Genomic DNA, 23,768 nt, shown 5'->3' with positions numbered 1-23,768 from the left:
GGGCGGACCTGCCGAACCCTGAGGGTGACGTATGCCGTTCTCGTTGCCCGACCACCTTCGCCGCCGCGCCCGCGGACGGCTGCCGTTCGCGGCGCGGCTGGCGCTCTCGCTGGCCATCGGGCTCGGCGTCACGGTCGTCTGCGCCTACGTGCTGCTGCACCACCGGCTGCGCGACGAGCAGATCCGCGGCGACGCGCGGATGGTCGCCGCCGACGCGCGCACGTTCGAGCGCGTCGGGGCCAGCGCGTCCGACCACGCCGAGGCGCTGCGCGAGATCGCGGCGATCCTGCGCGCGGTCCGGGCGCGGCCCGGGGTCACGGAGGCGATGGTGATCGACGCCGACTTCCGGGTGGTCGCGGCGGGCGATCCCGAGACGGTCGGCGAGCTGGACCGCGACCCGGCGGTCGAGGACGCGATCCTCGAAGGCCGCTCGTACGCGGGCCGCGAGTCCGACGTGCGCGCCGACCGCTCCGGCCTGGAGTACCTCGAGCCGCTGACGCTGGACGGCGAGCGCTTCGCCTACGAGATCACGCGCACGTCGTCGGCGCTGGACGACCAGCTGCGCCGCGCCGACCGCACGGTCCTGGAGGTCGCGCTGCTGGGCCTGCTGGCCGGCGCGCTCGTGTTCCTGCCGCTCGGCGGGACGCTCGTGCGCGAGCACCGCCGGGCGCTGCAGAACGCGACGCTCGACGGGCTGACGCACCTGCCCAACGCGCGGGCGTTCGGCTCGGACCTGCGCGCCGCCGTCGGCCGCGCGCGCCGCCACGGCGAGCAGCTGACGCTGGTCGCGCTCGACGTCGACGACTTCAAGTTCGTCAACGACCGCCACGGCCATCGTCGCGGCGACACGCTGCTGCGCGACGTCGCCACCGTCCTGGCCGACGGCCGCGCGGGCGACCGCGCGTTCCGGATCGGCGGCGACGAGTTCATGGTGCTGCTGCCGCGCACGGCCGAGGCCGGCGCGCAGGCGGTGTGCGCCAAGCTGCTGGAGCGCCTGGACGCCGCCGGCGTGCGGATCAGCGCCGGCCTGGCGGACCTCCGTCCCGGCGACGACCACGAGGCCCTGCGCCAGCAGAGCGACGCCGCGCTGTACGAGGCCAAGCGCCGCGGCGGCCACCGGGTCGTGACGTTCGACGAGATCGCCGACGAGACGTCGGTGACCAGCGCCGAGGCCGCGCTCGCGCTGCGCACGCTGCTGGACCTCGGCGACGCCGAGTGCGTCTTCCAGCCGATCTGGGACCTGCGCCGCGGCCGCCTGCTCGGGGTCGAGGCGCTCGCGCGGTTCCCCGCCGGCTACGGCTTCGAGGGCCCGGCCGAGGCGTTCGACGTCGCCCAGCGGATCGGCCGCGTCCACGACCTCGACGTGCTCTGCACCCGCGAGGCGCTGCGCCGCGCGGCGCCCGAGCTGCCGGCGGACGCGCTGCTGTTTTTGAACGTCGCGCCCCAGACGCTGGACCGCGAGGCCCGCGGCGGCGACTGGCTGCTGGCCGAGCTGCGGGCGTCGGGCGTCGGCGCCGACCGCGTCGTGATCGAGGTGACCGAGCGCGTCGGCGCCCGCGGCGCGGCGGTCGCGGCGGCGATCGAGCGCCTGCGCGCCCACGGGCTGCGCGTGGCGATCGACGACGTCGGCTCGGGCACCGGCGGCCTGGAGATGCTGCGCCGCACGCACCCGGACTTCGTCAAGGTCGACCGCTCGGTGGTCGCGGCCGCCGACGCCGACGCCGGGGCGCGGGCCACGCTGCTGGCGATCGCGGCGTTCGCGACGCAGACCGGGGCCTACGTGATCGCCGAGGGCGTCGAGGACGACGCGGCGCTGGAGCTCGTCCGCGCGCTGAGCGGGACGGTCCGCGTGGACGGCGCGCAGGGCTTCGGGCTCGGACGGCCCGGCCCGGAGATGCCGGCGACGCACACGCCGCCGGCATCGACCCGAGCGCTGGCCGCCTGACTACGGGGCGGGGACGATGCGCAGCCAGGGGCGCGGGGCCTCCCAGCCGTCCGGGTACTTCTCCTTGGCCTGCTCGTCGGAGACCGACCCGGCGATGATCACGTCCTCGCCGGGCTGCCACTGCGCCGGCGTGGCGACCGCGTGGCCGGCCGTCAGCTGCAGCGAGTCGATCACGCGCAGGACCTCGTCGAAGTTGCGGCCGGTGGTCATCGGGTAGATGAGCACGAGCTTGACCTTCTTGTCCGGCCCGATCACGAACACGTTGCGCAGCGTCGCGTTCTGGGCGGCCGTGCGCTGCGTGGGGTCGCCGTCGACGTCGTTGGGCAGCATCCCGTAGGCCTTGGACACGTTGAAGTCCGTGTCGGAGATCAGCGGGTAGTTCAGCGCCGCGCCCTGGGTCTCCTCGATGTCCTGGGCCCACTTCTCGTGGTTGTCCAGCGGATCGACGGAGAGGCCGATGATCTTCACGCCGCGGGCGTCGAACTGGTCCTTGATCGACGCCAGGTAGCCGAGCTCGGTCGTGCAGATCGGGGTGAAGTTGCGCGGGTGGGAGAACAGCACGGCCCAGCTGTCTCCGATCCAGTCGTGGAAGTTGATCCGGCCTTCGGTGGTGTCAGCCTCGAAGTCGGGTGCGTCGTCGCCGATCGTCAGAGCCATCGTTTCTCCTTCGGTGATCAGGAATTCTGGGACACGGTAGCGAGCTTGGGGAAATCCTGACCGGGATTATATGAAATAACGTTCGTCCGCCGGCGCTCAAGCGCCGCTGAGCGGGGTCGATCACCGGCCCGGGATGAGGATGGGATCGCGGTTCCCGGAACGAGACGATCCGCTGCTCGAACGGCGGGTCGCGCTGGCGCTGTTCTTCGTGGGCAGCGTGGTCTGCGGCGTGGGCGGCCTGCTCAAGCCGGACCTGACCGACGGCGCGCGGACGGTGCAGCTCGCGGCGTCCGGCGGGCTGGCGCTGCTCGGCGTGCTGGTGCTGGCCACGCCGGGGCGGCGGACGCCGATCCACGGCGCCGCGCTGACCTCGGTGGCGCTGCTGGGGCTGATGCTCGCGACCTCCAACGCGCTGGGGCCGACCGCGTTCTTCCTGCTGTGGCCGCTGGTGCACCTCGCCTACTTCTCCACGCGCGCGAGGACGGCCGCCGGGCTCGTGCTCATGGTCGCGGTGACCGGCGTCGCCTCGGCGGTCAACCCGTTCGAGGTCAACCGCGCCGACCTGTTCGTCGGCACGGTCGTGAGCGTCGGGCTGATGGTCGTGCTCGTGCGCCTGATGTCCGAGCGCGAGCTGATCCTGCGCCGGGCGCTCGCCGACGCGGCCAACACCGACGCGCTGACCGGCCTGCTCAACCGCCGCGGCATCGAGCCCGAGCTGGAGCGGCTGCTGGCCGGCGGGCGGCTGTCGATCGTCATGGTCGACCTCGACCACTTCAAGCGCTACAACGACCGCCACGGCCACCTCGTCGGCGACGAGGCGCTGCGGCGCGTGGCGGGCGTGCTGACCGCGGCCGCCGGCCCCGACGATCGCGTCGCCCGCTTCGGCGGCGAGGAGTTCACGGTGGCCTTGACCGGCTCCGACGGCCACGGCGCGCGGGCCTACGCCGGTCGCGTCATGGACGCGCTGCGCGCCGAGGACGTCGCCGAGGACCTGCGGCTGACCGTCAGCGTCGGCGTCGCCACGCTCGGCGCCGACGGCGCGAGCGTCGACGCGCTGCTGCGCCGCGCCGACGCCGCGCTCTACCACGCCAAGGCGACCGGCCGCGACCGCGTCGCCTCGGCCACGCCGCTGCCGCACGCGGCGTAGACCGCCGCGCGCCGCGCGGCGGGGGCGCGCGTCCTACCGCGCGCGGGCGAGCAGGATCGCGACGTCGTCGGTCGGCCGGCCCGGCGACAGCTCGGCGACCAGCCGCGCGGGCAGCGTCGCCAGGTCGTCGTCGGCCCGCGCCGCGGTCCGCAGCGTCCGCCCGAGCCGGGCGATGCCCGCGGTGATCTCCTCGTCGCGGCGCTCGACCAGGCCGTCGGTGTAGAGCGCCAGCAGCGTCCCGGGCGTGACCTCCAGGCGCCCGACCGCGATCTCGCTCCCGCCGCCGGTGCCCAGCGGGGGCCCGCCGCCGCCGTCGAGCGTCTCGACCGTCCCGTCCGGCCGCAGCGCCACCGGCGGCAGGTGGCCGGCGTTGGCGTAGCACAGCTCACCGGTGGCGGGGTCGTAGATCGCGTGCACGCAGGTGACGATCTGGTCGGCCTCCAGGCCCTGCACGACGCCGTCGAGATGGCGCAGGACCGCGTCGGGCGGCAGGTCGAGCGGCGCGTAGGCGCGCACCGCGGCGCGCAGCTGGCCCATCACCGCGGCGGCGTGGACGCCGCGGCCCATGACGTCGCCGACGACCAGCGCCGCGCGGCCCCGCGGCAGCTCGATCACGTCGTACCAGTCGCCGCCGACCTGCGTGCCCTCGGCGCCCGCGCGGTAGACCGTCGCGACCTCCAGGCCGTCGGGCGTGAACGCCCGTGGCGGCAGCAGGCTCCGCTGCAGCTCGTCGGCGATCCGGTGCTCGCGGGCGGCGGCCTCGCGCTGGGCGGTCGCCTCGGCCAGCGCCAGCTCGCCCTCGCGCTGGCGCGTGATGTCCTGGACCGATCCGCGCAGCACCAGCGGGCGGCCCGCCTCGTCGCGCGACAGCTCGCCCATCACGCGCGCCAGGATCTCGCCGCCGCCGCGCGGCAGCAGGCGGACCTCGAGGTCCAGCGGCGTGCCCTCCGCGCCGGCGGCCAGCGCGTCGCGCAGGCGCGGGGCGTCCTCGGGGTGGATGAACTGGGCCGCGGCCTGGTCGCGGCCCAGCGCGCGGTACTCGTCGGCGGTCAGGCCGAGCATGTCGAGGTACTGGGTCGACGCGTCGATCGCGCCGGTCTCGACGTCGACCTCCCACGAGCCGACGGCCGCCAGGCGCTGGGCCTGGTCGAGCAGCGTCTGGCTGCGGTCCAGCTGGTCGCGCGCGCGACGCACGCGGTCCAGCTCCAGGTTCGCGCGCACGCGCGCGCGAAGCTCTCGGGCGGTGAACGGCTTGACGAGGTAGTCGTCGGCGCCCGCCTCCAGGCCCTCGACCGTCCCGTCCTCGCCGGCGCGCGCGGACAGCATCACGACCGGGATCGCCATGGTCGCCGGATCCTCGCGCAAGGCCTTCAACAACCCGAAGCCGTCGAGGCCGGGCATCATCACGTCGGTCAGGACGAGGTCGGGCGGGTCGGCGATCGCCTGCCGCAGCGCCGCGGCGCCGTCGGGCGCGGTGACGACGTCATACTCGGACGTCAGCAGGTCGCTGACGTAGCGGCGCATGTCGGCGTTGTCGTCGGCGACCAGGACGCGGGGGCGGCCGGTGCGCGCGGGCGCCTCGTCGTCCTCGGCGTGCTCCTCCAGCCACCGCAGCGCCTCGGCGACGAACGCCCGCGCCTGGCGGTCGGCCACGGCGGTTCCGTCGTCGGCGTCCCGCACCACGCGCTCGGCGGGCAGGTGCGCGGTCCCGAGCGGGAGCGTCACGCGGAAGCGGCTGCCGTCGCCCGGCACCGACTCGACGCTCGCCGCGCCGCCGTGCAGCGCGGCCAGCTCGGCGACCAGCGCCAGGCCGATGCCCGAGCCCTCGTGGGTGCGCGCCGCCGCGCCGGCGACGCGGTGGAAGCGGTCGAACAGCCGCGCCTGCTCGTCGTCGGGGATGCCGACGCCGGTGTCGGAGACCGTCAGCGTCACGTGCCCGTCGTCGGCGCGCAGCGCGACGCCGATCTCGCCGTCGAAGGTGAACTTCAAGGCGTTGGACATCAGGTTGAGCACGATCTTGGCCCACATCTCGCGGTCGACGTGGACCGGCGTCGGCGTGGGCGGGCAGTCGATCGTCATCGCCAGCCCGGCGCGCTGCACCGCCGACTCGAACATCGACGCCAGCTCGGCCGTGTAGGCGCCCAGCTCGACGGGCTCGAAGGCGGCGTCGGTGGGTCCGGACTCCAGCCGCGAGAAGTCCAGCAGCGTGTTGACGAGCTTCAGCAGGCGCTGCGCGTTGCGGTCGATGACCTCGACGCGTCGGCGCTGCGCGTCGCCGAGCGGCTCGGCGGCGTCGCTCAGCGCGTCCTCGGCCGGGCCGAGCAGCAGCGTCAGCGGCGTGCGCAGCTCGTGGCTGACGTTCGTGAAGAACGCGGTCTTGGCGCGGTCCAGCTCGGCGAGCTGCTCGGCGCGCTCGCGCTCGGCCTCCAGCGTCCGGGCCCCGGCGATCGTCGCCGAGAGCTGGTCGGCGACCAGGCCGACGAACGTGCGGTAGCGCTCGTCGTAGGGCCGGTAGCGGTTCAGCCCGGCGACCAGGACGCCGTAGGGACGGTCGCCGCCGCGCGCCAGCAGCGGCACGACCGCCGCGGTCGTCGGCCCCTGCGGCCAGCCGCCGGTCGGCAGGTCCGGCGCGTCCAGCGCGATCGCCGTCCCGGTCGCGTCGTCGTCGGCCAAGATGTAGGCCTCGGGGGCGACCTCCGGCGCGACCGGATGGCCGGGCGCCACGCCGCTGGTCGCCGCCAGGCGCGGGACGCCGTCGGCGTCGGCCAGGTAGGTCAGCGTGAACGGCAGGTCGCGCGCGCCCTCCCGCAGCCGCGCGGCGGCGGCCGCCAGCGCCTCGGCCTCGCTGTCGGGCGACGCCGTCCCCGAGCCCAGGCCGCGCAGCGTCTCCAGCCGGCGCTCGGCGACGACGCGCTCGGTCTCCTCGCTGACGACGCACAGCATCCCGACGATCCGGCCGTCGTCGTCGGCCAGCGGGCTGTAGGAGAACGTGTGGTAGGTCTCCTCGGGGAAGCCGCTCCGCTCCAGGAAGAGCAGCAGCGCCTCGTCCCAGGTGGCCTCGCCGGTGCTGATGACCCGCTCGATGCGCGGGCCGATGTCGGGCCAGATCTCGGCCCAGACCTCCGCGGCCGGGCGGCCGAGCGCCCGCGGGTACTTGGCGCCGAGCGTGTCGCGGCGGTAGGCGTCGTTGCAGAAGAACGTCAGCTCCGGACCCCACGCCATCCACATCGCGAAGCGCGAGCCCAGGACGATGCCGACGACGCTGGTCAGGCTCTGCGGCCACCGGTCCGGCGAGCCGAGCGGCGTGGCCTCCCAGTCGACGGCGAGAAGGTCGGTGCCGACGCGTCCACCGGCGCGGAGCGTCGCGGTCGCGGTGCCGTCCGGCTGGTCGTTCGCGCGCAGCGACAAGGTCAGGCAATCGTACCTTGACGTCAGCAGCTTGACGCGGACAACGCGCGCCGCGGTCCGTGCGCCGCGTAGGGGACCGACGGCGCGCCGGCAAGGGCCCGGACGCTTAGCCGTGGACGGGCGCGGGCAGCGCCTCGGCGACATGGAGATCCAGACGCTCGAGACCTGGCGCGCCCTGGACGAGGCGATCAACGACCGGTCGTGGGGCAGCCATCCCGAGCAGGCGCGGCCGACCGTCGTCTTCCGCGGCCTGGCGCGCGCCGACTACACCAACGTCACGAGCCTCGCGCGGCTGACCGGCGACTACGCGGCGCTGGAGCGTCACCTGCTGCGCAACTTCCGCAAGTACGCGCACCGCGCCGCGCCCGGTCCGACCACCTGGGACTGGGTGGCGCTCGGGCAGCACCACGGCCTCCCGACGCGCCTGCTGGACTGGACGTTCTCGCCGCTGGTCGCGCTGCACTTCGCGACCGCGTCGTGGCCGGAGAGCGACGCGCTGCTGTGGTCGGTCGACTGCGCGCGCGTCCACCACGTGCTGCCGCCGCTGCTGCGCGACCTGCTCGACGAGGAGGGCGCGCTGGTCTTCACGACCGAGCAGATCGCGCTCGTGGCGCCCGAGGTCGCCGACCTCCAGGAGCTCCAGCACGACGGCCGGCCGTTCGGGCTGTTCTTCGAGCCGCCGACGTTCGACGAGCGGATCGCCGGCCAGGCGGCCGTGTTGTCCACCATGTCGGATCCGACGTGCGAGCTGGAGGCGTGGCTGGCGCAGCACCCGGGGATCGGGCGCGTGTGGCGGATTCCGGCGGCGCTGAAGCACGACGTCCGGCGCCGGCTGGATCAGTCGCAGATCACCGAGCGCAGCCTCATGCCGGGGCTCGACGGGCTGGCGGCGTGGCTGCGCCGCTACTACTCGCCGCAGCTGGATCCCGGGACGTTCGCGGGGGCGTCGATGTCCGGAAGCGAGGATCGCGTGCAGGAGGAGGGCTCGATGGCGTGAGCGGCGCGCGACCGCCGATCACGACGACCAGCTCCTCGGCCTGCGTCTGGCAGCCAGGAGTCCGAGATCGGGTGGAACACGCCCGGCGGCGTGACGACGCGCATCACGGGGGACATCACCGACGTGGACGACATCGCAAACGCCTTCGGCTCGGACGACCGGCCGCTGACCGTCGGGCTGGAGGAGGAGCTGATGCTGCTGGACGCCGCGACGCTCGACCTCGCGCCGTGCGCGGCCCCGGTGTTGGCGCGGCTGGACGGCGACGGCCGCTTCGTGCCCGAGCTGCCGGCCGCGCAGGCGGAGATCGTCGTGCCGCCGACCGCGACGGTCGCCGAGAGCGCCCGCGCGCTGGCCGCCGCGCGCGCCGAGCTGGCGCGGGCCGCCGCGGGGTTGGCCCGTCCCGCCGGCGCCGGGGTGCACCCGTTCGCGTCCGGCGTCGGCGTGCTCACCGCGGGCGCGCGCTACGCCGCGTTGTTGGCGGAGCACGGGCCGGTGCTGCGCCGCCAGCTGGTCTTCGGCCTGCACGTCCACGTCGCCGTCGGCGGCGCCCGCCGCGCGCTGGCGGTCTACAACGCGCTGCGCGAGGAGCTGCCGGCGATCGCGGCGCTCGGCGCCGGCGCGCCGTTCTACGAGGGCGCCGACACCGCGCTGGCCTCGGTCCGGCCCAAGCTCTGCGACCTGCTGCCGCGCCAGGGCGTCCCGCCCGAGCTGCCGTCGTGGGCGGCCTACGCGGCCGCGCTGCGCTGGCCGGAGCGGCGCTTCGCCGACGCCGGGTGGTGGTGGGAGGCGCGGCCGCATCCGGTGCACGGCACGCTGGAGGTCCGCGTCGCCGACACGCAGGCGACGGTCGCCGACACCGCGGCGATCGCCGCCGTCGTCCACGCGCTGCTCGCCACGCTGGCCGACCGCCACGACGCCGGGGACCTGCCCGCGCCCGCGCCGTCGTGGCGCATCGCCGAGAACCGCTGGAGCGCGTGCCGCCACGGCGTCCGCGGCGTCTGGAGCGACGCGCGCGGCGGCGCCCGACGGCCGACCGCCGAGCACCTCGCCGACCTGCTCGACGCGCTGGCGCCCGCCGCGCGGCGGCTGCGCTGCGACGCCGAGCTGGCCTCCGCGCGCGACCTCCTGGAGCGCCCACGCGCCGAGTCGGCGCGTGCCCTGGGGCCGCACGGCATGGCGGCCGCCGCGGCCGAGCGCTTCCTGGCGACATGAGGACTCCCCGAGTCGGGTATCGACGTCGCCATGTCGCACGCTCCTTGCCCGCGAGGCCCCCTGTCCGGCGCCGTCCTCGCGGCCCTCCACAGCTCCCCCGGCGCGCTCTCGCCCGCCGACCTCCCGCCGCTCGACGTCGCCGCTCCGCTGGCCGACGACGACTTCCAGCTCGCCCTGTACTGCTGCTACGAGCTGCACTACCGCGGCTTCGACGACGTCGACGAGCGCTGGGAGTGGGACCCGGGCCTGCTGGCCGTGCGCGCGCGGCTGGAGGACGTCTTCGAGGGCGCGCTGGCCGACGCGCTGGCGGGCTGGACGCCGCCGTCCGCGACCGCCGAGACGATGGACCTAGCGCTGCGCGCGATCGCCGACGCCGACGACGCCCCGTCGCTGAGCCGCCACCTCGAGACGCAGGGCACCGAGGCGCGGTTCCGCGAGTTCCTGACGCACCGCTCGGCCTACCAGCTCAAGGAGGCCGACCCGCACTCGTGGGCGATCGCCCGCCTCGCCGGGCCGCCGAAGGCCGCGCTCGTCGAGGTCCAAGCCGACGAGTACGGCGGCGGCGACCCGGACCGCGTCCACGCCGTCCTGTTCGCGCGCGCGATGCGGGCGCTCGGGCTGGACGACACCTACGGCGCGTACCTGGACAAGCTGCCCGGCGTCACGCTGGCCACCGTCAACCTGATGTCCTACTTCGGGCTCCACCGCCGCCACCGCGGCCGGATCGTCGGCCACCTCGCGCTGTTCGAGATGACCTCGTCGATCCCCAACCGGCGCTACGCGACCGGCCTGCGCCGCCTCGGCCACCACGACGCCGACGCGACGACGTTCTTCGACGAGCACGTCACCGCCGACGCCGTGCACGAGAACATCGCCGCCGTCGACCTCGCGGGCGGCCTGGCGCGCGCCGAGCCGCGGCTGATCGACGACATCCTGTTCGGCGCCCGCGCGCTGGTCGAGCTCGACGGCCGTTGGGCGACCGCGCTGCTGGACGCCTGGGCGGCCGACCGCACCGCCCTGCACGCCGACCTCGTCGGGGCATGAGCGAGCACGGCTCCGCCCCTCCGGCGGCGCGCATCACGCCCTACCGCGACGGCCCGCTGCTGGTCCGCGGGCCGTTCACGCTGACCGACCAGGACGGCCACGACATCGAGGTCCACCAGGGCACGATCGCGCTCTGCCGCTGCGGGCGCTCGCGGCGCAAGCCGTTCTGCGACGGCATGCACAAGGCGGTCGGGTTCCGGGCGGAGTCCGGGGCCCAGCAGCCGGAGGGCTGACGTCCTCACGGCGGTGGGGCCGAGGTTGCCAACCAACCTCTGGCGCGTCCGGACGCCGTCCGGCGCTGCCGCGACGCGGCCTCGTCGGGGCCGTCCGGCGGTCCCCGACGGAGGCCTGGCGAGGCCCCGCGCGGCGCCGTGTCGCCGTCGGCGTCGAGCACCCCGCGGGCCCGTCGATCCCTTGCGCGTCAAGGGCCGGCGCGGTCGCCGCGCCGATCCCGCTCGACCCGCCGCCGACCGCGTTGGTGGTCACGGCCGGCGTGCTCCCGCCCGGGGTCGCGGGCCGGGCCGGGCGCGGCGCGCCAGGCACCTGACCGTCAGCGGGCAGACATCCGGCCTCGCTTTGGGGCGGTTCGGGGGGATCGTTAGAAGAAGAACGAACCGGCGCCGCGGCAGGTCTTTCCTCCGGCAGGCCACCTCGTCGGAGCTGCGTGTGGGAACCGGACGAGGATGTGGCGTGCGAGCACGCCACATCACAGGGGCCCATGCGACCCTCCGAACCCCTGTCAAAGGAGGTCATCCGTGACCACCGCCGTCTTCAGCCCGGCACGCGACGCCCCCGCCGACGTCCGCCTGCTGCGTCGCTTCGCCAGCACCCGGGACCTCCAGACGCGGGAGCAGCTCGTCGAGCGCTACCTGCCGCTGGCCCGCTACGCGGCCAACCATTACGCCCGGCGCAGCGAGCCCTTCGAGGACCTGGTCCAGGTCGCCAGCCTCGGGTTGTTGAAGGCCATCGACCGCTTCGACCCCGCCAACGGCGCGACGTTCAGCAGCTACGCGCTGCCGACGATGCTCGGCGAGCTGCGCCGTCACTTCCGCGACCGCGGCTGGGCGGTGCGCCCGCCGCGCACGCTCCAGGAGCACGCGCTGCAGGTCGAGCGCATGACCGCCGACCTGCAGCGGTCGCTCGGCCGCTCGCCGACGATCGACGAGCTGGCGATCGAGACCGGCATGACGCACGAGGAGGTGCTGGAGGCGCGCGAGGCGGCGGCGGCGCACGGCGCGACGTCGCTGTCGGCACGCGTCGGCGACGAGGAGGACGGCGGCGAGCTGGGCGACCTGCTCGGCGTCGAGGACGACGGCTTCGCGCGCGCCGACGACCGCGCCACCGTCGACGCGCTGCTGCGCACGCTGACCCACCGCGAGCGCGAGATCCTCCGGCTGCGCATGGAGGACGACCTCACGCAGAGCGAGATCGGCGAGCGGGTGGGCCTGTCGCAGATGCACGTGTCACGGCTCCTGCGGCAGATCCTCGACAAGCTCCACGCCGCCGCCGCGCAGCGAGCCTGCGACGTGAGCGGCGGCCTGTGACGTCGCGCGGACGTCGCGCGGAGGACGCCGCATCCGCCCGGCCTTCGGCGAGCCCGACGCCCATGATCACCCGCATCGATCGTCTGGGCGTCGAGCCGCCGAGCGGCGATCAATCCGGCGGGCCCGCGGACGAGCAGGCAGCCGGTCAGCGCGCGCGCCGCCGGGTGCTCGACCATTTCGCGCCCGACCACATGCCCGAGGACATCGCCGAGATCGCCCAGCGGCTGCGCAAGCAGGCGGGGCTGCCCGACGCGCCGACGGGCGACGTCGCGTCCGACGGCTCGCGCTTCCAGAAGCTCAAGGACGCGGTGACGCCGGGCTAGGGCTCGGGCGCCGCACGAACCGGTCGGCGCGCTTCGGCGCGCCGCCGTCGTGCCGGTCGCCACCGTCGTCGTCGTCGCCCTCCGCCTGCTCGGCGTCGCGCGCCGTGAGCGGCTTGGCGATGTCCTCCAGGCTCTGGCGCTCGGCGTCGACGCCGTAGAACATCGCCACGACGCCGGCGACGATCATCAGCGCCGCGCCGATCGCGAAGGCCAAGGCCACGTTGCCGGTGCTGCCGGTCTCGATCAGCCGCGAGAACAGCTGCGGGCCGGTGATGCCGCCGATCGCCGTGCCGATGGCGTAGAAGAACGCGATCGCCAGCGCGCGGGTCTCCATCGGGAAGACCTCGCTGACCGTCAGGTAGGCCGACGAGGCTCCGGTCGAGGCGAAGAACAGCACGACCGTCCAGCACAGCGTCGTGGTCGTCGCGTTCAGCGTGCCGCCCCGGAAGAGCGCGGCGGTGACCAGCAGCAGGAGGCCGCTCAAGATGTAGGTGCCGGCGATCATCGGGCGGCGGCCGACCGTGTCGAACAGCGGGCCGAGCACGAGCGGGCCGACGAAGTTGCCGACCGCGATCACCGCGTAGTAGTAGCCCGTGTGCCCCGACGGCACGTCGAAGAAGTCGATGAGGATCGTCGCGTAGCCGAAGGTGATGGCGTTGTAGAGGAACGCCTGGCCGATGAACAGCGACATCCCGAGGACGGTGCGCTTGGGGTACATCTTGGCCATCGTCGAGGCGATCTCGCCGAAGCCGATCACGCGGCGCTGGCGGATCTTGATGGCCTTGTCGGGCTCGGGCAGCTCCGCGCCGGTCTCGCGCCGCACGCGCTCCTCGATGCCCGACACGATCGCCTCGGCCTCGTCCTCGCGGCCGTGGATGATCAGCCAGCGCGGCGACTCCGGCACGTTGCGGCGGACGAGCAGGATCACCAGCCCGAGCACGACGCCGAGGCCGAAGGACAGGCGCCAGCCGACGTCGCCGGGGAACCAGGACTCGTTGAGCGCGGCGATCGACAGCAGCGCGCCGAGCATCGCGCCGAACCAGAACGACCCGTTGATCGCCAGGTCGACGCGGCCGCGGTGCTTGGACGGGATCAGCTCGTCGATCGCCGAGTTGATCGCCGCGTACTCGCCGCCGATCCCGAAGCCGGTCAGGAAGCGGCAGGCGAAGAACCACACCGGGGTCATCGACACCGCGGTCAGCGCCGTGGCCACCAGGTAGACGGCCAAGGTGATGAGGAACAGCTTCTTGCGGCCGAAGCGGTCGGTCAACCACCCGAAGAACAGCGCGCCGACGCAGGCGCCCGCGACGTACAGCGACGCCGCCAGGCCCGTGATCTCGCCGGCCGAGAGGTCCAGGCCGCTGCCGGGCTGGGCGATCCGGCCGCCGACGTTGCCGACGATCGTGACCTCGAGGCCGTCGAGGATCCAGACGGTGCCCAGACCGATCACGATCAGCCAGTGCCAGCCCGACCACGGCAGCCGATCCAGCCGGGCGGGGATGTCGGTCTCTACGGTTCCGGTCTGGACCTTGCCCTTCATGGCGGGGTGGTCTCCGCGCGAACGGCCGGACAAACGCGCCGGCGACTTCAGTAGTTCTCCCGGTCACGGCGCGCGGCTTCCTGCGGCTGGCAGCGGCACGGCGAAGGCATAGCGTCGAGACCATCATGAACAGCTTCCTCGACCGCATCACCTCGCTGACCGCCATCGCCGTCGGCCTCGCGCTCGGCATGGTCGTCGCGGGCGCCCTCGCCCTCGTGGGCGGCGGGTACGCCCGGTCGGTCGTCCACGACCAGCTCGCCCCGCAGAAGATCACCTTCCCCGCCACCAAGCAGGCCGGCCTGTTCGACGACCTGAAGCAGTACGCGGGCCAGACGGTGGACAACGGGACCAAGGCCAAGGCCTACGCCGACAAGTACATCAACCGCCACCTGGCCGAGGTCGCCGGGGGCAAGACCTACGCCCAGGTCAGCGCGCAGGCGATGGCCGATCCCAAGAACGAGACGCTGGCGGCGCAGAAGGCCACGCTCTTCCAGGGCGAGACGCTGCGCGGCCTGCTGCTCAGCGTGTGGGGGTGGAGCGTCGTCGCGACCGTGGCGACGATCGCGGGCATCGTCCTGATCGCGATCGGAGCGATCCTCGCGGCGCTGCCGCTGGCGGCGGCCTACGGCCGCCGGCGCCGGTCCGCCGCCGCGGCCGGGATGGTCGGAAGCGAAGCGGTGTCCGGCACGGCCTGATCGCCGGCCCGCCGCGGAGGCGTCGGTCAGCGCCGCTGCGCGGCGTCGGCCGAGGCCTCCCAGAAGCCGTCGATCTTGTGGCCGCGGTCGCCGTCGGACCGCGGCGAGATCGCCCAGAGGTCGACGGGCTCGTCGCCCTCGTTGCGGTGCGACCGCGGCGTGCTCGCCGCCACGCGCACCGCGGCGGGGGCGGAGACCCGCTCGACCTCGTCGCCGAAGCGCATCGTCAGCGTGCCGCGCGTCACGAGGTAGAGCTCCTCGATCTCGTCGTGGGTGTGGCCGGTGCCCTGCTCGAAGTCCGAGTGCGGCGGGACGCGGATCAGCGTCGCCCCGAGCTGCTCGCAGCCCAGCGCGCCGGTGAGGCTGCGGAACTCGCCTGGGACGTCGGAGCCGGCGTAGGCGTCGTCGGCCTCGTCGGGGTTCACGATGGCGTAGTCGCTCATGCCCTGGCTGTATCCCGTCGCTCGAAGACGTACACGGCGGGCTCGATCTCGGGCGGCAGGACGAGCTTGGACAGCTCCTCGTCGAGCGTCATGGAGAACGCGCCGCCGTCGTCGCCGCCGCCGCCCGCGCGGTAGTCGGCGAAGTTGCCCGCGCCGGCCTCCGAGCGCGAGCCGATCATGATGTAGGTCTTCACGCTCGGCGTCTTGAACACCCACTTCTCGAAGCCGTTGCCCGCGGGCGGCCACGAGCACAGGACGACCTCGGGCCGGCGGGCGCGCAGCGCGTCGTGGGCGTCCTGGCGAACGACGTCGGTCGGCGCGTCGGCCTTGGGTCGCGTCTGCGTCCACGAGAAGTCGTCGGTGGCGACGACGTCGGCGCCCGCGTCGCGCAGGAAGCGCGCCAGCGTGCCGTCGCCGGCGGCGATCTCCAGGCAGGGGCGGTCGCCGATCCGCCGCGCGAGCTCGGCCACGAGCGGCTTGGAGTAGAAGCAGTAGATGCCGCGTGGCTGGACCAAGGGCATCAGGTAGGACTTCTGACGCACCAGCGGCCAGATCGTCCGGAAGGCGCCCATCGACACCGGCTTGCGCTCCAGCCCGCTTCCGGCGAACAGCAGCCGCTGGGTCAGCCGGCCGGAGACCAGGCCGAAGCGCAGCGTCCCGGAGGACACGCCGGTGGCCGCCGCGACGCCCATCTGGCGCAGCGCGGCGGCGGCCATGCGCTGCTTGGCCAGCGCCGAGAGGGCCGCGCGCTCGTCGCGCACGGCGGGCGGCCGGGCGACGCGGGTGGCGTAGGCCTGCACGGCGGCCACGTCGTCGCCGTCGACGACCTCGGCGAGCTCGCGCTGGACGTCGGCCCACTCGCGCGGGAACGCCGCGCGGACCTCGGCCAGGGGCGGGTCGCCCTCCAGCCAGGCGCGCTGCTCGGAGGGGCGACGACGCTGGGCCATCGCCTCATCCTGTCAGTAGCCGACCGACTTGTGCGAGATGGTCTCGCAGTGCGAGATCTTGTAGGACTTCTGCGCGCGACGCGACACGTACAGCACGTCGTCGCCGCCACCGCAATCGATGATGCCCTTGCCGTAGTGGGCCTTGATGAAGTCGTTGCCGCCGCCGGCGTGGATGATGTTCGTGCCGTGCGAGGCGTAGATGAAGTCGCGTCCGGCGCCGCCGTCGAGGCGGTCGACCTGCTTGCTCGGCTGGCCGGAGGGCTTGTAGTCGCCCCAGAGCACGTCGCCCCGCGGTCCGGCGTGGATCGTGTCGCTGCCGTGGCCGCCGAGCAGCTCGTTGTGGCCGGCGCGGATGACCGAGCCGGACGCGTCGGCGCAGCGCTTCTCGTGCACGCCGTCGCAGGAGTACGACGGGTCGGTGTTCGCGAAGAGGTCCTTCCCGGGACGGGCGTCGATCGGGCGGCTCTGGTCCTGCTTGTTCATGATCAGGACGCCGTCGATCTGCGGCCAGCCCTTGTGGCTGGTGCCGGCGAGGGCGGTGGCCGCGGTCAGCCCGAGGACCAGCGTGCCGAGGAGAGCGGGGCGGAGGATGCGCATGGAGAGGTTCCTGGAGGACGGGGTCGACGTCGCCTACCGTGGTGCGTCGTGAGCACGGGTATCGGGAACCTACGTGGCCGAAGCGCGTTTGTCAGCGGTTCGACATCGGGGATCGGCCGGGCGTCCGGCATCGACGGGTAGGGATGCGTCGGGCTCTGGCCATCGTCTGCGTCGTGCTGGGCTGCGTGCTGCCCGCGGTGGCGGTCGGGTCGTGGTGGGCGTACGGGAACGCGACCGACACCGATCGCTTCATGAGGACCGCCACGCCGCTGGCCTCCGACGCGACCGTGCAGAACGCGGTCGTCGACGAGCTGGTGAGCGTCGCCAGCGCGCGGCTGGAGTCGGCGGGCCTGCCCGGCGGAACCGAGGCCTACCGCGCCCGGATCCGCCAGGCCGCGCGGGCGCTGGTGGCGACCGAGGCCTACAAGCGCGTGTGGTTGCGCGTCCAGCGCACCGCGCACGGCCAGCTCGCCAACCGGCTGACCGGCGACGTGCCGACCCCGCTGACGCTCGACCTGGCGCCGCTGGCGGCCGAGCTGCGCGCGCGGGTGCGGGCGGCCGGGCTGGGGGTGGTGGCCGACGCGATCGCCGACCCGGCGCCGGTGGTGATCCTCGACCGCTCCGAGGTCCGCGACGCCCATGACGCGGTCGCCCGCGTGCGGATCGTGCGCGGCATCGCGATCCCAGGCGCGGTGCTCGCGCTGCTCGGGGTGCTGCTGACCGCGGGCGGCCTGGCGCGCGGGCTCGTCCGCCTCGGCGTGTGCGTCGGCGTCTCGGCGCTGCTGCTGCTCGGCGCGCTGGCGGTGGGGCGCGGCGCGCTGGACGACGCGGGCACCGACGGCGCGCTGCGCGTCGCGGTCTGGGACGTGCTGACCGACCCCTTGCACAACTGGATCGTCGGCGGCGCGATCGCCGCCGTCGCGCTCGTGGCGCTGGGCGCGGCGGTCAGCGCGTTCAGCCGTCGGCCAGCGCTTTGAGCGCCCGGCGCATGAAGCCACGCCAGAACACGCGGACGATCGGCACGAGCACCACCGCGTGCGCCGGCGACCGCGCCACGAACGTGTAGGTCCACCGGACCTCGCCACCCGGGTCGAAGACCCACACCCCTCGGGCCTCCCGGGCGAGCAGCCGGATCGGGTTCGTGAACCCGCTGACCGTGTAGCCGAACACCCTCGGCGTCTCACACCGCGTCACCCGCTCGGTCGCCTGGCTGCCGTCGGCGAGGTGGACGGTCCGCGAAGAGCCCACGACATCCCACGGCCCGGTCTGCCCACTGGTCCCGGTGACGGCCGGCACGGGGCCATAGCGATGGAGGATGTCCTCGAGCCTGACGGGGATGAACCGGGCGAACACCTGCTCCCGCGGCTCGTCGATCCGCCGGCTGACCGTGGTGGAGACGTCCATGGCGCGGGATCTTGGCGGGTCGCGTGCGCGGGGACCAGGGGACGGGGAGTCCTAGGCGTCTGTGGCGTCCGGCGCGGGGTTGGGGTTGGTGGTGCGGGGCGTTGGTGGGTTTTGCATTGAGAGCGGCGGGCAGGGGTTGGTGGTGCCGGCGTGGGTTGGTCTGCCGTGGTGGTTTGGGGCGGGTGCCTGCGCCGCTGCGGGGCCTGGTGCAGGGACTCGCATCCAGACCTGAATCCGGGCCAGGGTGGCGCACCCTCCACCCCGCATCGATGGCAGCCCGAGGGCGCCCGGCGCCCCTGAAGTGCCATCGATCCGCCGCGGCGGGCGCCCTTGGGCGACCAACGGCGTCTTCGTGTTCCTCGGCGACACGAAGGCGCCGTCGGTGGGGTCGAAGGCGAGGCCGGCGCTCCTCCGGAGATCGATGGCAGCCTGAGGGCTTCCGGCGACCCCGAAGTGCCACTGATCCGCCGAGGCCGGCGCCCCTGGGCGACCAACGGCGTCTTCGTGCTCCTGGGGACCACGAAGACGCCGTTGGTGGGGTCGAGGGCGAGGCCGGCGCTTCTCCGGAGATCGATGGCAGCTTGGGGGCGCCTGGCGACCCCGGAGTGCCATCGATCCGCCGAGGTCGGCGCCGCTGGGTGACCGGTGGCGTCTTGGTGTTCCTGGGCGACACCAAGGCGCCATCGGTCGGCCCATGGCGGGGCTCGATGGCCGCCGGGCGCCTGCGGCGACCCGAGGGGCGTCGCTGGGCGACGGTTCGCCGGGAACCCGCGGATGTCGCGGGCTAAGCCCGCGTTGTGGCGCTTCGGGCCCGAACGGCGCCCCGCGCGCTGCCAGACACGCCCGAACCCTCGTGGCTCGCGGAGACCACTGCTGCCCGGTCTGATGTCTGGGTGCGAGTCCCTGCACCAGGCTCCGCGGCGGCGCAGGCACCCGCCGCCCCACGCCAACGGCAGACGAGCCCACGCCGGCACCGCCAACCCCTGCTCGCCGCTCTCAATGCCAAACCCACCAACACCCCGCACCACCACCAACACCCCGCACCGGACGCCACAAACACCAGCGCCAGCCCCTACACCAGCCCCTCCCCATACCGCGCCCGCACTCCGTCCACCACAACCCCATCCCGCACCCGCACCCGCGCCGTGGTCCCGCCGTCCCCGTCCTGCCAGGCCTCCACGAACAGCGTGTCCCCCGGGAAGACCGGTGCGACGAACCGCCCGGACAGGCCGACCAGCCTCCGGTGGATCCCGGCCGCCCGGTCCAGCGCGTGGCCGACGGCGCCCAGGGTGCAGAGCCCGTGGAGGAACGGGCGGGGCTGGCCGGCGGCGCGGGCCAGCTCGGGGTCGATGTGCACGGGGTTGCGGTCGCCGGCGAGGCGATGCAGCGCGGCCTGCTCGGGCGAGGTCGGGATCGTCACGCGCAGGTCGGCGGGTCGGTGGGCCGGCGGCGCGGCGGTCCCGCCCCGGACGCCGCGCTCGCCGCCGAAGCCGCCGGCGCCCGCGACCCACCAGGACGAACGCGCCACCGCGAGCACGCCGGCGTCGTCGGCGAGGACGTCCTCGACGTCCACGATCGCCGCGCGCTGCTTGTCCCACACGCCGGTCACACGTCGGCGCACGACCGCCCGGCCCGCCGGCGGCACGACCCTCGGCAGGTCGACCGCCTGGGAGACGTGCAGCAGGTTCCTCAGGTCGATCCCGAGCGCGTCGACCAGCGGCGGCAGCGCGAGCGTCGTGCCCGCCAACGGGAACGGCGCCGCCACGCGCGGCCCGAACGACTCATACAAGAACGGCAGGTCCTCGGGCAATCGCGCCCCGACGCTCAACGCGTACAACATCGCGTCGCGGTCGGTCCACGTCCACTCGATCTCCTCCAGGGCGTGGCCGACCAGGTCGGGGTCGATCTCGGGCACGGGCCTATCCTTGCGCGACAGCCCTTCCCGCGGCGCGCCCGCTGAACAGGCAGCCGCCGAGGAACGTGCCCTCCAGCGACCGGTAGCCGTGCATGCCGCCGCCGCCGAATCCCGCGACCTCACCGGCCGCGTAGAGCCCACCGAGCGGCTTGCCGTCGTCCCCGAGCACGCGCGCGGCCAGGTCCGTCTCCAGACCACCGAGCGACTTGCGCGTCAGGATCGACAGCCGCACCGCGATCAGCGGCCCGGCCTTCGGGTCCAGCAGCCGGTGCGGCGACGCGACCCGCGCGATGCGGTCGGGCACGTAGCGGCGCGCCTCGCGGATCGCGGCCACCTGCAGGTCCTTGGTGTACTTGTTGTCCATCTCGCGGTCGCGCGCGACGACCTCCTGCTGGACCTGCGCGAACGTCAGCTCGGTGCCGGGCTCCAGCCGCCGCATGCCCTCCACCAGCCGCTCCAGCGTCGGCTCCACCACGAAGTCCGCGCCGTGCTTGAGGAACGCGTCGACCGGTCCGGGCGCGCCCGAGGCCACGCGGGTCTGGAGGACCGCCTTGATGGACTTGCTCGTGATGTCCGGGTTCTGCTCGGAGCCCGACAGCGCGAACTCCTTCTCCACGATCTTCTGCGTGAGGATGAACCACGTGTGGTCGTGGCCCGTCTTCATGATGTGGTCGAGCGTGCCGAGCGTGTCGTAGCCCGGGAACAGCGGCACCGGCAGCCGGCGGCCGGTCGCGTCCAGCCACAGCGACGACGGCCCCGGCAGGATCCGGATGCCGTGCATCGGCCAGATCGGGCTCCAGTTCTGGATGCCCTCGACGTAGTGCCACATGCGGTCGGGGTTGATCGACCGCGCGCCCGCGTCCTGGGCGATCTTCAGCATCCGCCCGTCGACGTGCGCGGGCACGCCCGAGATCATGCGCGCGGGCGGCGTGCCCAGGCGCTCCGGCCAGACCGACCGCACCAACTCGTGGTTGCCGCCGATGCCGCCGGTGGCCAGGACCACCGCGGGCGCCGACAGCGCGAACTCGCCGACGACCTCGCGCGACGACGCCTCGCCGCGGCCGACCGGGCTCGGCGCGAGCACGGACCCCGAGATCCCGTCGACGTGGCCGTCGGTCACCGACAGCGCGTCGACCCGATGGCGGAAGCGCAGGTCGACCAGCCCGCGCGCGGCGCCGTCGCGGACGATCTTCTCGAACGGCGCGACCACGCCCGGGCCCGTGCCCCACGTCACGTGGAAGCGCGGGACCGAGTTGCCGTGGCCGATCGCGCCGTAGCCGCCGCGCTCCGCCCAGCCCGGGTTGGGCAGGAAGCGCACGCCGTGCCTGCGCAGCCACGAGCGCTTCTCGCCCGCCGCGAACTGCACGTAGGCCTCGGCCCACCGCGCGGGCCAGAGGTCCTCGGGACGGTCGAAGCCCGCCGTGCCCTGCCAGTCCTGCCAGGCCAGCTCGTAGGAGTCCTTGACGCCCATCCGCCGCTGCTCGGGCGAGTCCACCAGGAAGATCCCGCCGAACGACCAGAACGCCTGGCCGCCCAGCGACGCCTCCGGCTCCTGGTCGACCAGGATCACGCGCTTGCCCGCGTGCACCAGCTCGGCGGTGGCGACCAGTCCGGCCAGGCCACCGCCGACCACGATCGCGTCGGCGGACGTCACTTGCTGCACACTCTCTGCGAATACATGGGAGCGCACAGCATATTGGAGCGCGCTCAGGCCGTGACGGGCTCCCGCCGCGTCTCGCCGGCGTCGGCGGCCGCGGCGGCCGCGTCGCGCGCGAGCATCCGCCGCGCGACGAGCACGATCGCCACGATCTCGATCACCGCGAAGCCCAGCAGCGTGTTGCGCGCGTCGGTGAACTGCAGCGCGACGCCCGCGCCGACGACCGGCAGCGACAGCCCGACGTAGCCCGCCAGGAAGATGCCCGCCAGCGCCTCGGCGCGCTGATGGGGCTCGGTGATCGCGATGACCGAGCCGATCGAGCCCTTGAAGACCGCGCCCGCGCCGCCGCCGGTCAGCGCGCCGCCGATCAAAAACAGCGCGTAGCTCGGCGACGACAGCCACACGGCGATCGGCGTGACGACGAGCCCGGCCACCATCAGCGACGTGCCGGTCACCAGCAGCCGCCGCGGCGGCGCCGTCGCCAGCGTGAGCTGCGCGAGGACGCCCGCGCCGAACACGGCGAACACGGTCACCCCGGCCAGCAGGTGCGAGGTCTCGTGCAGCGTGCCGACCAGGAACGTCGCGGTCAGGCCGGTGAACAGGCCCTGCGCGCCGAAGGCGATGAACGCGCCCCAGGCCGCGTTCCAGAAGGCGCCGCGCGCCTCGTCGGGGACCGACACGCGCTGGACGCGGTAGGCGGGCATCGGGTCGGGGCGGTCGCGCGTCTCGGGCGTCAGCGCGACGAGCGCGACCGCGACGGCCAAGGCCACCAACAACACGACGTAGGGCACGGTCAGCGGCGCGCCGACCCACTGCGCCAGCGCGCCGGAGATCACCGGCCCGAGGCCGAGGCCGCCGATGTTCACGCCGATGGCGGTCAGCTGCGCGCGCAGCGGGGAGGCGTGCGGCCGGGCCTTGGCGTGCAGCTCGGTCAGCCACGCGGTCGCGGTCGCGGCCACGACGCCGACCGACAGGCCGTTGATGATGCGCGCCACGATCAGGCCCGGGACGTCGCGCCAGACCAGGAAGACGATCGCGCTCAGGATCGAGATCGAGATCGCGGGCACGAGCACGCGGCGGCGGCCGTGCCAGTCGGAGACGTGGCCGGCCAGCAGCAGCGCGGCGACGACGCCGATCGCGTAGGCGCCGTAGATCACGGTCACCGTGAACGACGAGAACCCGTCGCGCGCCTGGTAGAGGCCGTACAGCGGGCTGGGGAGGGTGGAGAACGCCATGACCGCCAGGAAGGCGAAGGCGACGGCCCAGAAGCCGAGGCGATGGCGGCGGGGAGAGAGGTCCATGACCTCTCAGTCTCGCGTGCGGGGTGATCTGTTACCACGCTTGTTCGCGCTGATGGTCATCTGTCAAAGTGATGACCGGACCGCCATGGACCTGCGCCACCTGGACAGCTTCGTCGCCGTCGCCGAGGAGTCGAGCTTCTCGCGCGCGGCCGACCGCCTGCACGTCGTCCAGTCCGCGGTGTCGGCGACGATCCGCAACCTCGAGCGCGAGTGGGGCGTCACGCTCTTCCACCGCACCACCCACCGCGTCGAGCTGAGCCCCGAGGGCCGCGCGCTGCTGCCCTCGGCGCGCGCCGCGCTCCAGGCCGCGGCCGCGGTCGGCCACGCGGTCGACGAGGTCCGCGGCGGCCTGCGCGGCACGATCCGGCTGGGGATCATGCAGGCCACGCAGGGCGCGGGCGGGATCAGCGTCGCGGCGACGATCGCCGCGTTCGCCGCCGAGCATCCGGGCGTGACCGTCGAGGTCCGCCAGGGCGGCAGCGCCGACCAGGCCGAGCGCGTGCGCACCGGTGAGCTGGACCTGTCGTTCCTCGGCCTGCCCGACCGCGACCTGCCGGGGCTGGACGTCACGGTCCTGGCCGAGCCCGCCATGGTGCTGGTCTGCCATGTCGGCCACCGGCTCGCCGAGCGCGGGGCGGTCGAGCTGAAGGACCTGGCCGGCGAGCCGTTCTGCGACCTGCCGCCCGCGTGGGGCGTGCGGGTGGCCAACGACCGCGCGTTCGCCGCCGCCGGCCTGCCGCACGAGTTGGCCTATGAGATCAACGACCTCGCGACCATCGCGGACTTCGTCGCGCACGGGCTGGCGATCACGATCACGCTGGAGATGATGCTGGCGCCCGGCGTGCCGCTGGCGCGCGTGCCGATCCGGCGCGGCCCGCGCCTGGCGGTCGCGATCGCCGCGCCCGCGCAGCGGCCGTCGAGCCCCGCCGCGCGCGCGTTCGTGACGATGGCGCGCCGCCACGCCCTCGTCGACGGACCGGCTCATTAGGCTC

The 23,768-nt window shown here is 74.2% G+C and carries 21 protein-coding genes; 11 read left to right on the top strand and 10 right to left on the bottom strand.

Annotated elements, in window-relative coordinates; all coding sequences use genetic code 11:
- Positions 1–43 precede the first annotated feature (43 nt).
- Positions 44–1,945, top strand: a complete 1,902-nt coding sequence (locus VFG42_RS25785) for a bifunctional diguanylate cyclase/phosphodiesterase (protein ID WP_324911717.1) — start codon at positions 44–46, stop codon at positions 1,943–1,945.
- Here VFG42_RS25785 and VFG42_RS25780 read toward each other — a convergent pair whose 3' ends face one another.
- Positions 1,946–2,602 (bottom strand): peroxiredoxin, encoded by a 657-nt coding sequence (locus tag VFG42_RS25780; RefSeq protein ID WP_324911716.1) that lies wholly within the window; start codon positions 2,600–2,602, stop codon positions 1,946–1,948.
- 139 nt (positions 2,603–2,741) lie between these two features.
- Between VFG42_RS25780 and VFG42_RS25775 the strand changes: the two genes are divergently transcribed.
- The gene (locus VFG42_RS25775; RefSeq protein WP_324911715.1) at positions 2,742–3,749 is read left to right on the top strand and encodes a GGDEF domain-containing protein; all 1,008 of its coding nucleotides are present in this window, start codon (positions 2,742–2,744) and stop codon (positions 3,747–3,749) included.
- Between the two features lie 33 nt (positions 3,750–3,782).
- Here the strand turns inward: VFG42_RS25775 and VFG42_RS25770 are convergent, their stop codons facing one another.
- The gene (locus VFG42_RS25770) at positions 3,783–7,157 is read right to left on the bottom strand and encodes a SpoIIE family protein phosphatase (RefSeq protein ID WP_324911714.1); all 3,375 of its coding nucleotides are present in this window, start codon (positions 7,155–7,157) and stop codon (positions 3,783–3,785) included.
- 112 nt (positions 7,158–7,269) lie between these two features.
- On the opposite strand from VFG42_RS25770, the gene VFG42_RS25765 reads away from it, so the two are divergent.
- The 6 genes from VFG42_RS25765 to VFG42_RS25740 all read left to right on the top strand — a co-directional run bounded on the left by VFG42_RS25765 (position 7,270) and on the right by VFG42_RS25740 (position 12,277).
- Entirely contained in the window at positions 7,270–8,154 is an 885-nt protein-coding gene (locus VFG42_RS25765) for an FRG domain-containing protein (RefSeq protein WP_324911713.1), read from the top strand.
- A 123-nt stretch (positions 8,155–8,277) separates the two neighbouring features.
- Positions 8,278–9,366, top strand: coding sequence for a carboxylate-amine ligase (locus tag VFG42_RS25760; protein ID WP_324911712.1), 1,089 nt, complete (start codon positions 8,278–8,280; stop codon positions 9,364–9,366).
- Positions 9,367–9,396: 30 nt separating this feature from the next.
- Complete coding sequence (locus tag VFG42_RS25755; RefSeq protein WP_324911711.1) at positions 9,397–10,410, top strand: iron-containing redox enzyme family protein; 1,014 nt, start codon at positions 9,397–9,399, stop codon at positions 10,408–10,410.
- Positions 10,407–10,643 (top strand): CDGSH iron-sulfur domain-containing protein, encoded by a 237-nt coding sequence (locus VFG42_RS25750; protein WP_324911710.1) that lies wholly within the window; start codon positions 10,407–10,409, stop codon positions 10,641–10,643. The genes VFG42_RS25755 and VFG42_RS25750 overlap by 4 nt, the downstream gene beginning before the upstream one ends.
- A 522-nt stretch (positions 10,644–11,165) precedes the next feature.
- A complete protein-coding gene (locus tag VFG42_RS25745) occupies positions 11,166–11,954 on the top strand; it encodes a SigB/SigF/SigG family RNA polymerase sigma factor (RefSeq protein WP_324911709.1) in 789 nt (262 codons plus the stop codon).
- 62 nt (positions 11,955–12,016) lie between these two features.
- On the top strand, positions 12,017–12,277 hold the full coding sequence (locus VFG42_RS25740) for a hypothetical protein (protein ID WP_324911708.1): 261 nt from the start codon (positions 12,017–12,019) through the stop codon (positions 12,275–12,277).
- On the opposite strand, the gene VFG42_RS25735 is transcribed toward VFG42_RS25740, so the two are convergent.
- The gene (locus VFG42_RS25735; RefSeq protein ID WP_324911707.1) at positions 12,252–13,817 is read right to left on the bottom strand and encodes an MFS transporter; all 1,566 of its coding nucleotides are present in this window, start codon (positions 13,815–13,817) and stop codon (positions 12,252–12,254) included. The genes VFG42_RS25740 and VFG42_RS25735 overlap by 26 nt on opposite strands.
- A gap of 125 nt (positions 13,818–13,942) precedes the next feature.
- Between VFG42_RS25735 and VFG42_RS25730 the strand changes: the two genes are divergently transcribed.
- Positions 13,943–14,512 (top strand): hypothetical protein, encoded by a 570-nt coding sequence (locus VFG42_RS25730; RefSeq protein WP_324911706.1) that lies wholly within the window; start codon positions 13,943–13,945, stop codon positions 14,510–14,512.
- Positions 14,513–14,538: 26 nt separating this feature from the next.
- Here VFG42_RS25730 and VFG42_RS25725 read toward each other — a convergent pair whose 3' ends face one another.
- Genes VFG42_RS25725 through VFG42_RS25715 form a run of 3 tightly spaced genes read right to left on the bottom strand, consistent with a single transcriptional unit; the run spans position 14,539 to position 16,499 of the window.
- Positions 14,539–14,955 (bottom strand): cupin domain-containing protein, encoded by a 417-nt coding sequence (locus tag VFG42_RS25725; protein ID WP_324911705.1) that lies wholly within the window; start codon positions 14,953–14,955, stop codon positions 14,539–14,541.
- Positions 14,952–15,902 carry a hypothetical protein gene (locus VFG42_RS25720; protein WP_324911704.1) on the bottom strand — a complete coding sequence of 317 codons (951 nt, stop codon included), beginning with the start codon at positions 15,900–15,902 and terminating at the stop codon, positions 14,952–14,954. The genes VFG42_RS25725 and VFG42_RS25720 overlap by 4 nt, the downstream gene beginning before the upstream one ends.
- 12 nt (positions 15,903–15,914) lie before the next feature.
- A complete protein-coding gene (locus tag VFG42_RS25715; RefSeq protein ID WP_324911703.1) occupies positions 15,915–16,499 on the bottom strand; it encodes a calcium-binding protein in 585 nt (194 codons plus the stop codon).
- 143 nt (positions 16,500–16,642) lie between these two features.
- Here VFG42_RS25715 and VFG42_RS25710 point away from each other — a divergent pair, with 143 nt between their 5' ends.
- Positions 16,643–17,476 (top strand): hypothetical protein, encoded by an 834-nt coding sequence (locus tag VFG42_RS25710; RefSeq protein WP_324911702.1) that lies wholly within the window; start codon positions 16,643–16,645, stop codon positions 17,474–17,476.
- Here the strand turns inward: VFG42_RS25710 and VFG42_RS25705 are convergent.
- The 4 genes from VFG42_RS25705 to VFG42_RS25690 form a co-directional block, all read right to left on the bottom strand.
- Positions 17,454–17,903 carry an SRPBCC family protein gene (locus VFG42_RS25705; RefSeq protein WP_324911701.1) on the bottom strand — a complete coding sequence of 150 codons (450 nt, stop codon included), beginning with the start codon at positions 17,901–17,903 and terminating at the stop codon, positions 17,454–17,456. The genes VFG42_RS25710 and VFG42_RS25705 overlap by 23 nt on opposite strands.
- 1,072 nt (positions 17,904–18,975) lie before the next feature.
- Complete coding sequence (locus VFG42_RS25700) at positions 18,976–19,818, bottom strand: MaoC/PaaZ C-terminal domain-containing protein (protein ID WP_324911700.1); 843 nt, start codon at positions 19,816–19,818, stop codon at positions 18,976–18,978.
- A gap of 4 nt (positions 19,819–19,822) precedes the next feature.
- Complete coding sequence (locus VFG42_RS25695; protein WP_324911699.1) at positions 19,823–21,472, bottom strand: FAD-binding dehydrogenase; 1,650 nt, start codon at positions 21,470–21,472, stop codon at positions 19,823–19,825.
- A gap of 53 nt (positions 21,473–21,525) precedes the next feature.
- Positions 21,526–22,776: an MFS transporter gene (locus tag VFG42_RS25690; protein WP_324911698.1), complete on the bottom strand. Its 1,251-nt coding sequence runs from the start codon at positions 22,774–22,776 to the stop codon at positions 21,526–21,528.
- A gap of 85 nt (positions 22,777–22,861) precedes the next feature.
- Here VFG42_RS25690 and VFG42_RS25685 point away from each other — a divergent pair, with 85 nt between their 5' ends.
- Entirely contained in the window at positions 22,862–23,764 is a 903-nt protein-coding gene (locus VFG42_RS25685) for a LysR family transcriptional regulator (RefSeq protein ID WP_324911697.1), read from the top strand.
- Positions 23,765–23,768 lie beyond the last annotated feature (4 nt).

Source organism: Baekduia sp., from assembly GCF_035685985.1.
Lineage (GTDB): Bacteria > Actinomycetota > Thermoleophilia > Solirubrobacterales > Solirubrobacteraceae > Baekduia.
This window is presented reverse-complemented; position numbering and strand designations above follow the sequence as displayed.

Bases quoted from the DNA above. Each gene is read 5' to 3' on its own strand.
- VFG42_RS25780 (WP_324911716.1), bottom strand. From the start codon at position 2,602: ATGGCTCTGACGATCGGCGACGACGCACCCGACTTCGAGGCTGACACC.
- VFG42_RS25775 (WP_324911715.1), top strand. From the start codon at position 2,742: ATGGGATCGCGGTTCCCGGAACGAGACGATCCGCTGCTCGAACGGCGG.
- VFG42_RS25755 (WP_324911711.1), top strand. From the start codon at position 9,397: ATGTCGCACGCTCCTTGCCCGCGAGGCCCCCTGTCCGGCGCCGTCCTC.
- VFG42_RS25750 (WP_324911710.1), top strand. From the start codon at position 10,407: ATGAGCGAGCACGGCTCCGCCCCTCCGGCGGCGCGCATCACGCCCTAC.
- VFG42_RS25740 (WP_324911708.1), top strand. From the start codon at position 12,017: ATGATCACCCGCATCGATCGTCTGGGCGTCGAGCCGCCGAGCGGCGAT.
- VFG42_RS25735 (WP_324911707.1), bottom strand. From the start codon at position 13,817: ATGAAGGGCAAGGTCCAGACCGGAACCGTAGAGACCGACATCCCCGCC.
- VFG42_RS25730 (WP_324911706.1), top strand. From the start codon at position 13,943: ATGAACAGCTTCCTCGACCGCATCACCTCGCTGACCGCCATCGCCGTC.
- VFG42_RS25725 (WP_324911705.1), bottom strand. From the start codon at position 14,955: ATGAGCGACTACGCCATCGTGAACCCCGACGAGGCCGACGACGCCTAC.
- VFG42_RS25720 (WP_324911704.1), bottom strand. From the start codon at position 15,902: ATGGCCCAGCGTCGTCGCCCCTCCGAGCAGCGCGCCTGGCTGGAGGGC.
- VFG42_RS25715 (WP_324911703.1), bottom strand. From the start codon at position 16,499: ATGCGCATCCTCCGCCCCGCTCTCCTCGGCACGCTGGTCCTCGGGCTG.
- VFG42_RS25710 (WP_324911702.1), top strand. From the start codon at position 16,643: ATGCGTCGGGCTCTGGCCATCGTCTGCGTCGTGCTGGGCTGCGTGCTG.
- VFG42_RS25705 (WP_324911701.1), bottom strand. From the start codon at position 17,903: ATGGACGTCTCCACCACGGTCAGCCGGCGGATCGACGAGCCGCGGGAG.
- VFG42_RS25690 (WP_324911698.1), bottom strand. From the start codon at position 22,776: ATGGACCTCTCTCCCCGCCGCCATCGCCTCGGCTTCTGGGCCGTCGCC.
- VFG42_RS25685 (WP_324911697.1), top strand. From the start codon at position 22,862: ATGGACCTGCGCCACCTGGACAGCTTCGTCGCCGTCGCCGAGGAGTCG.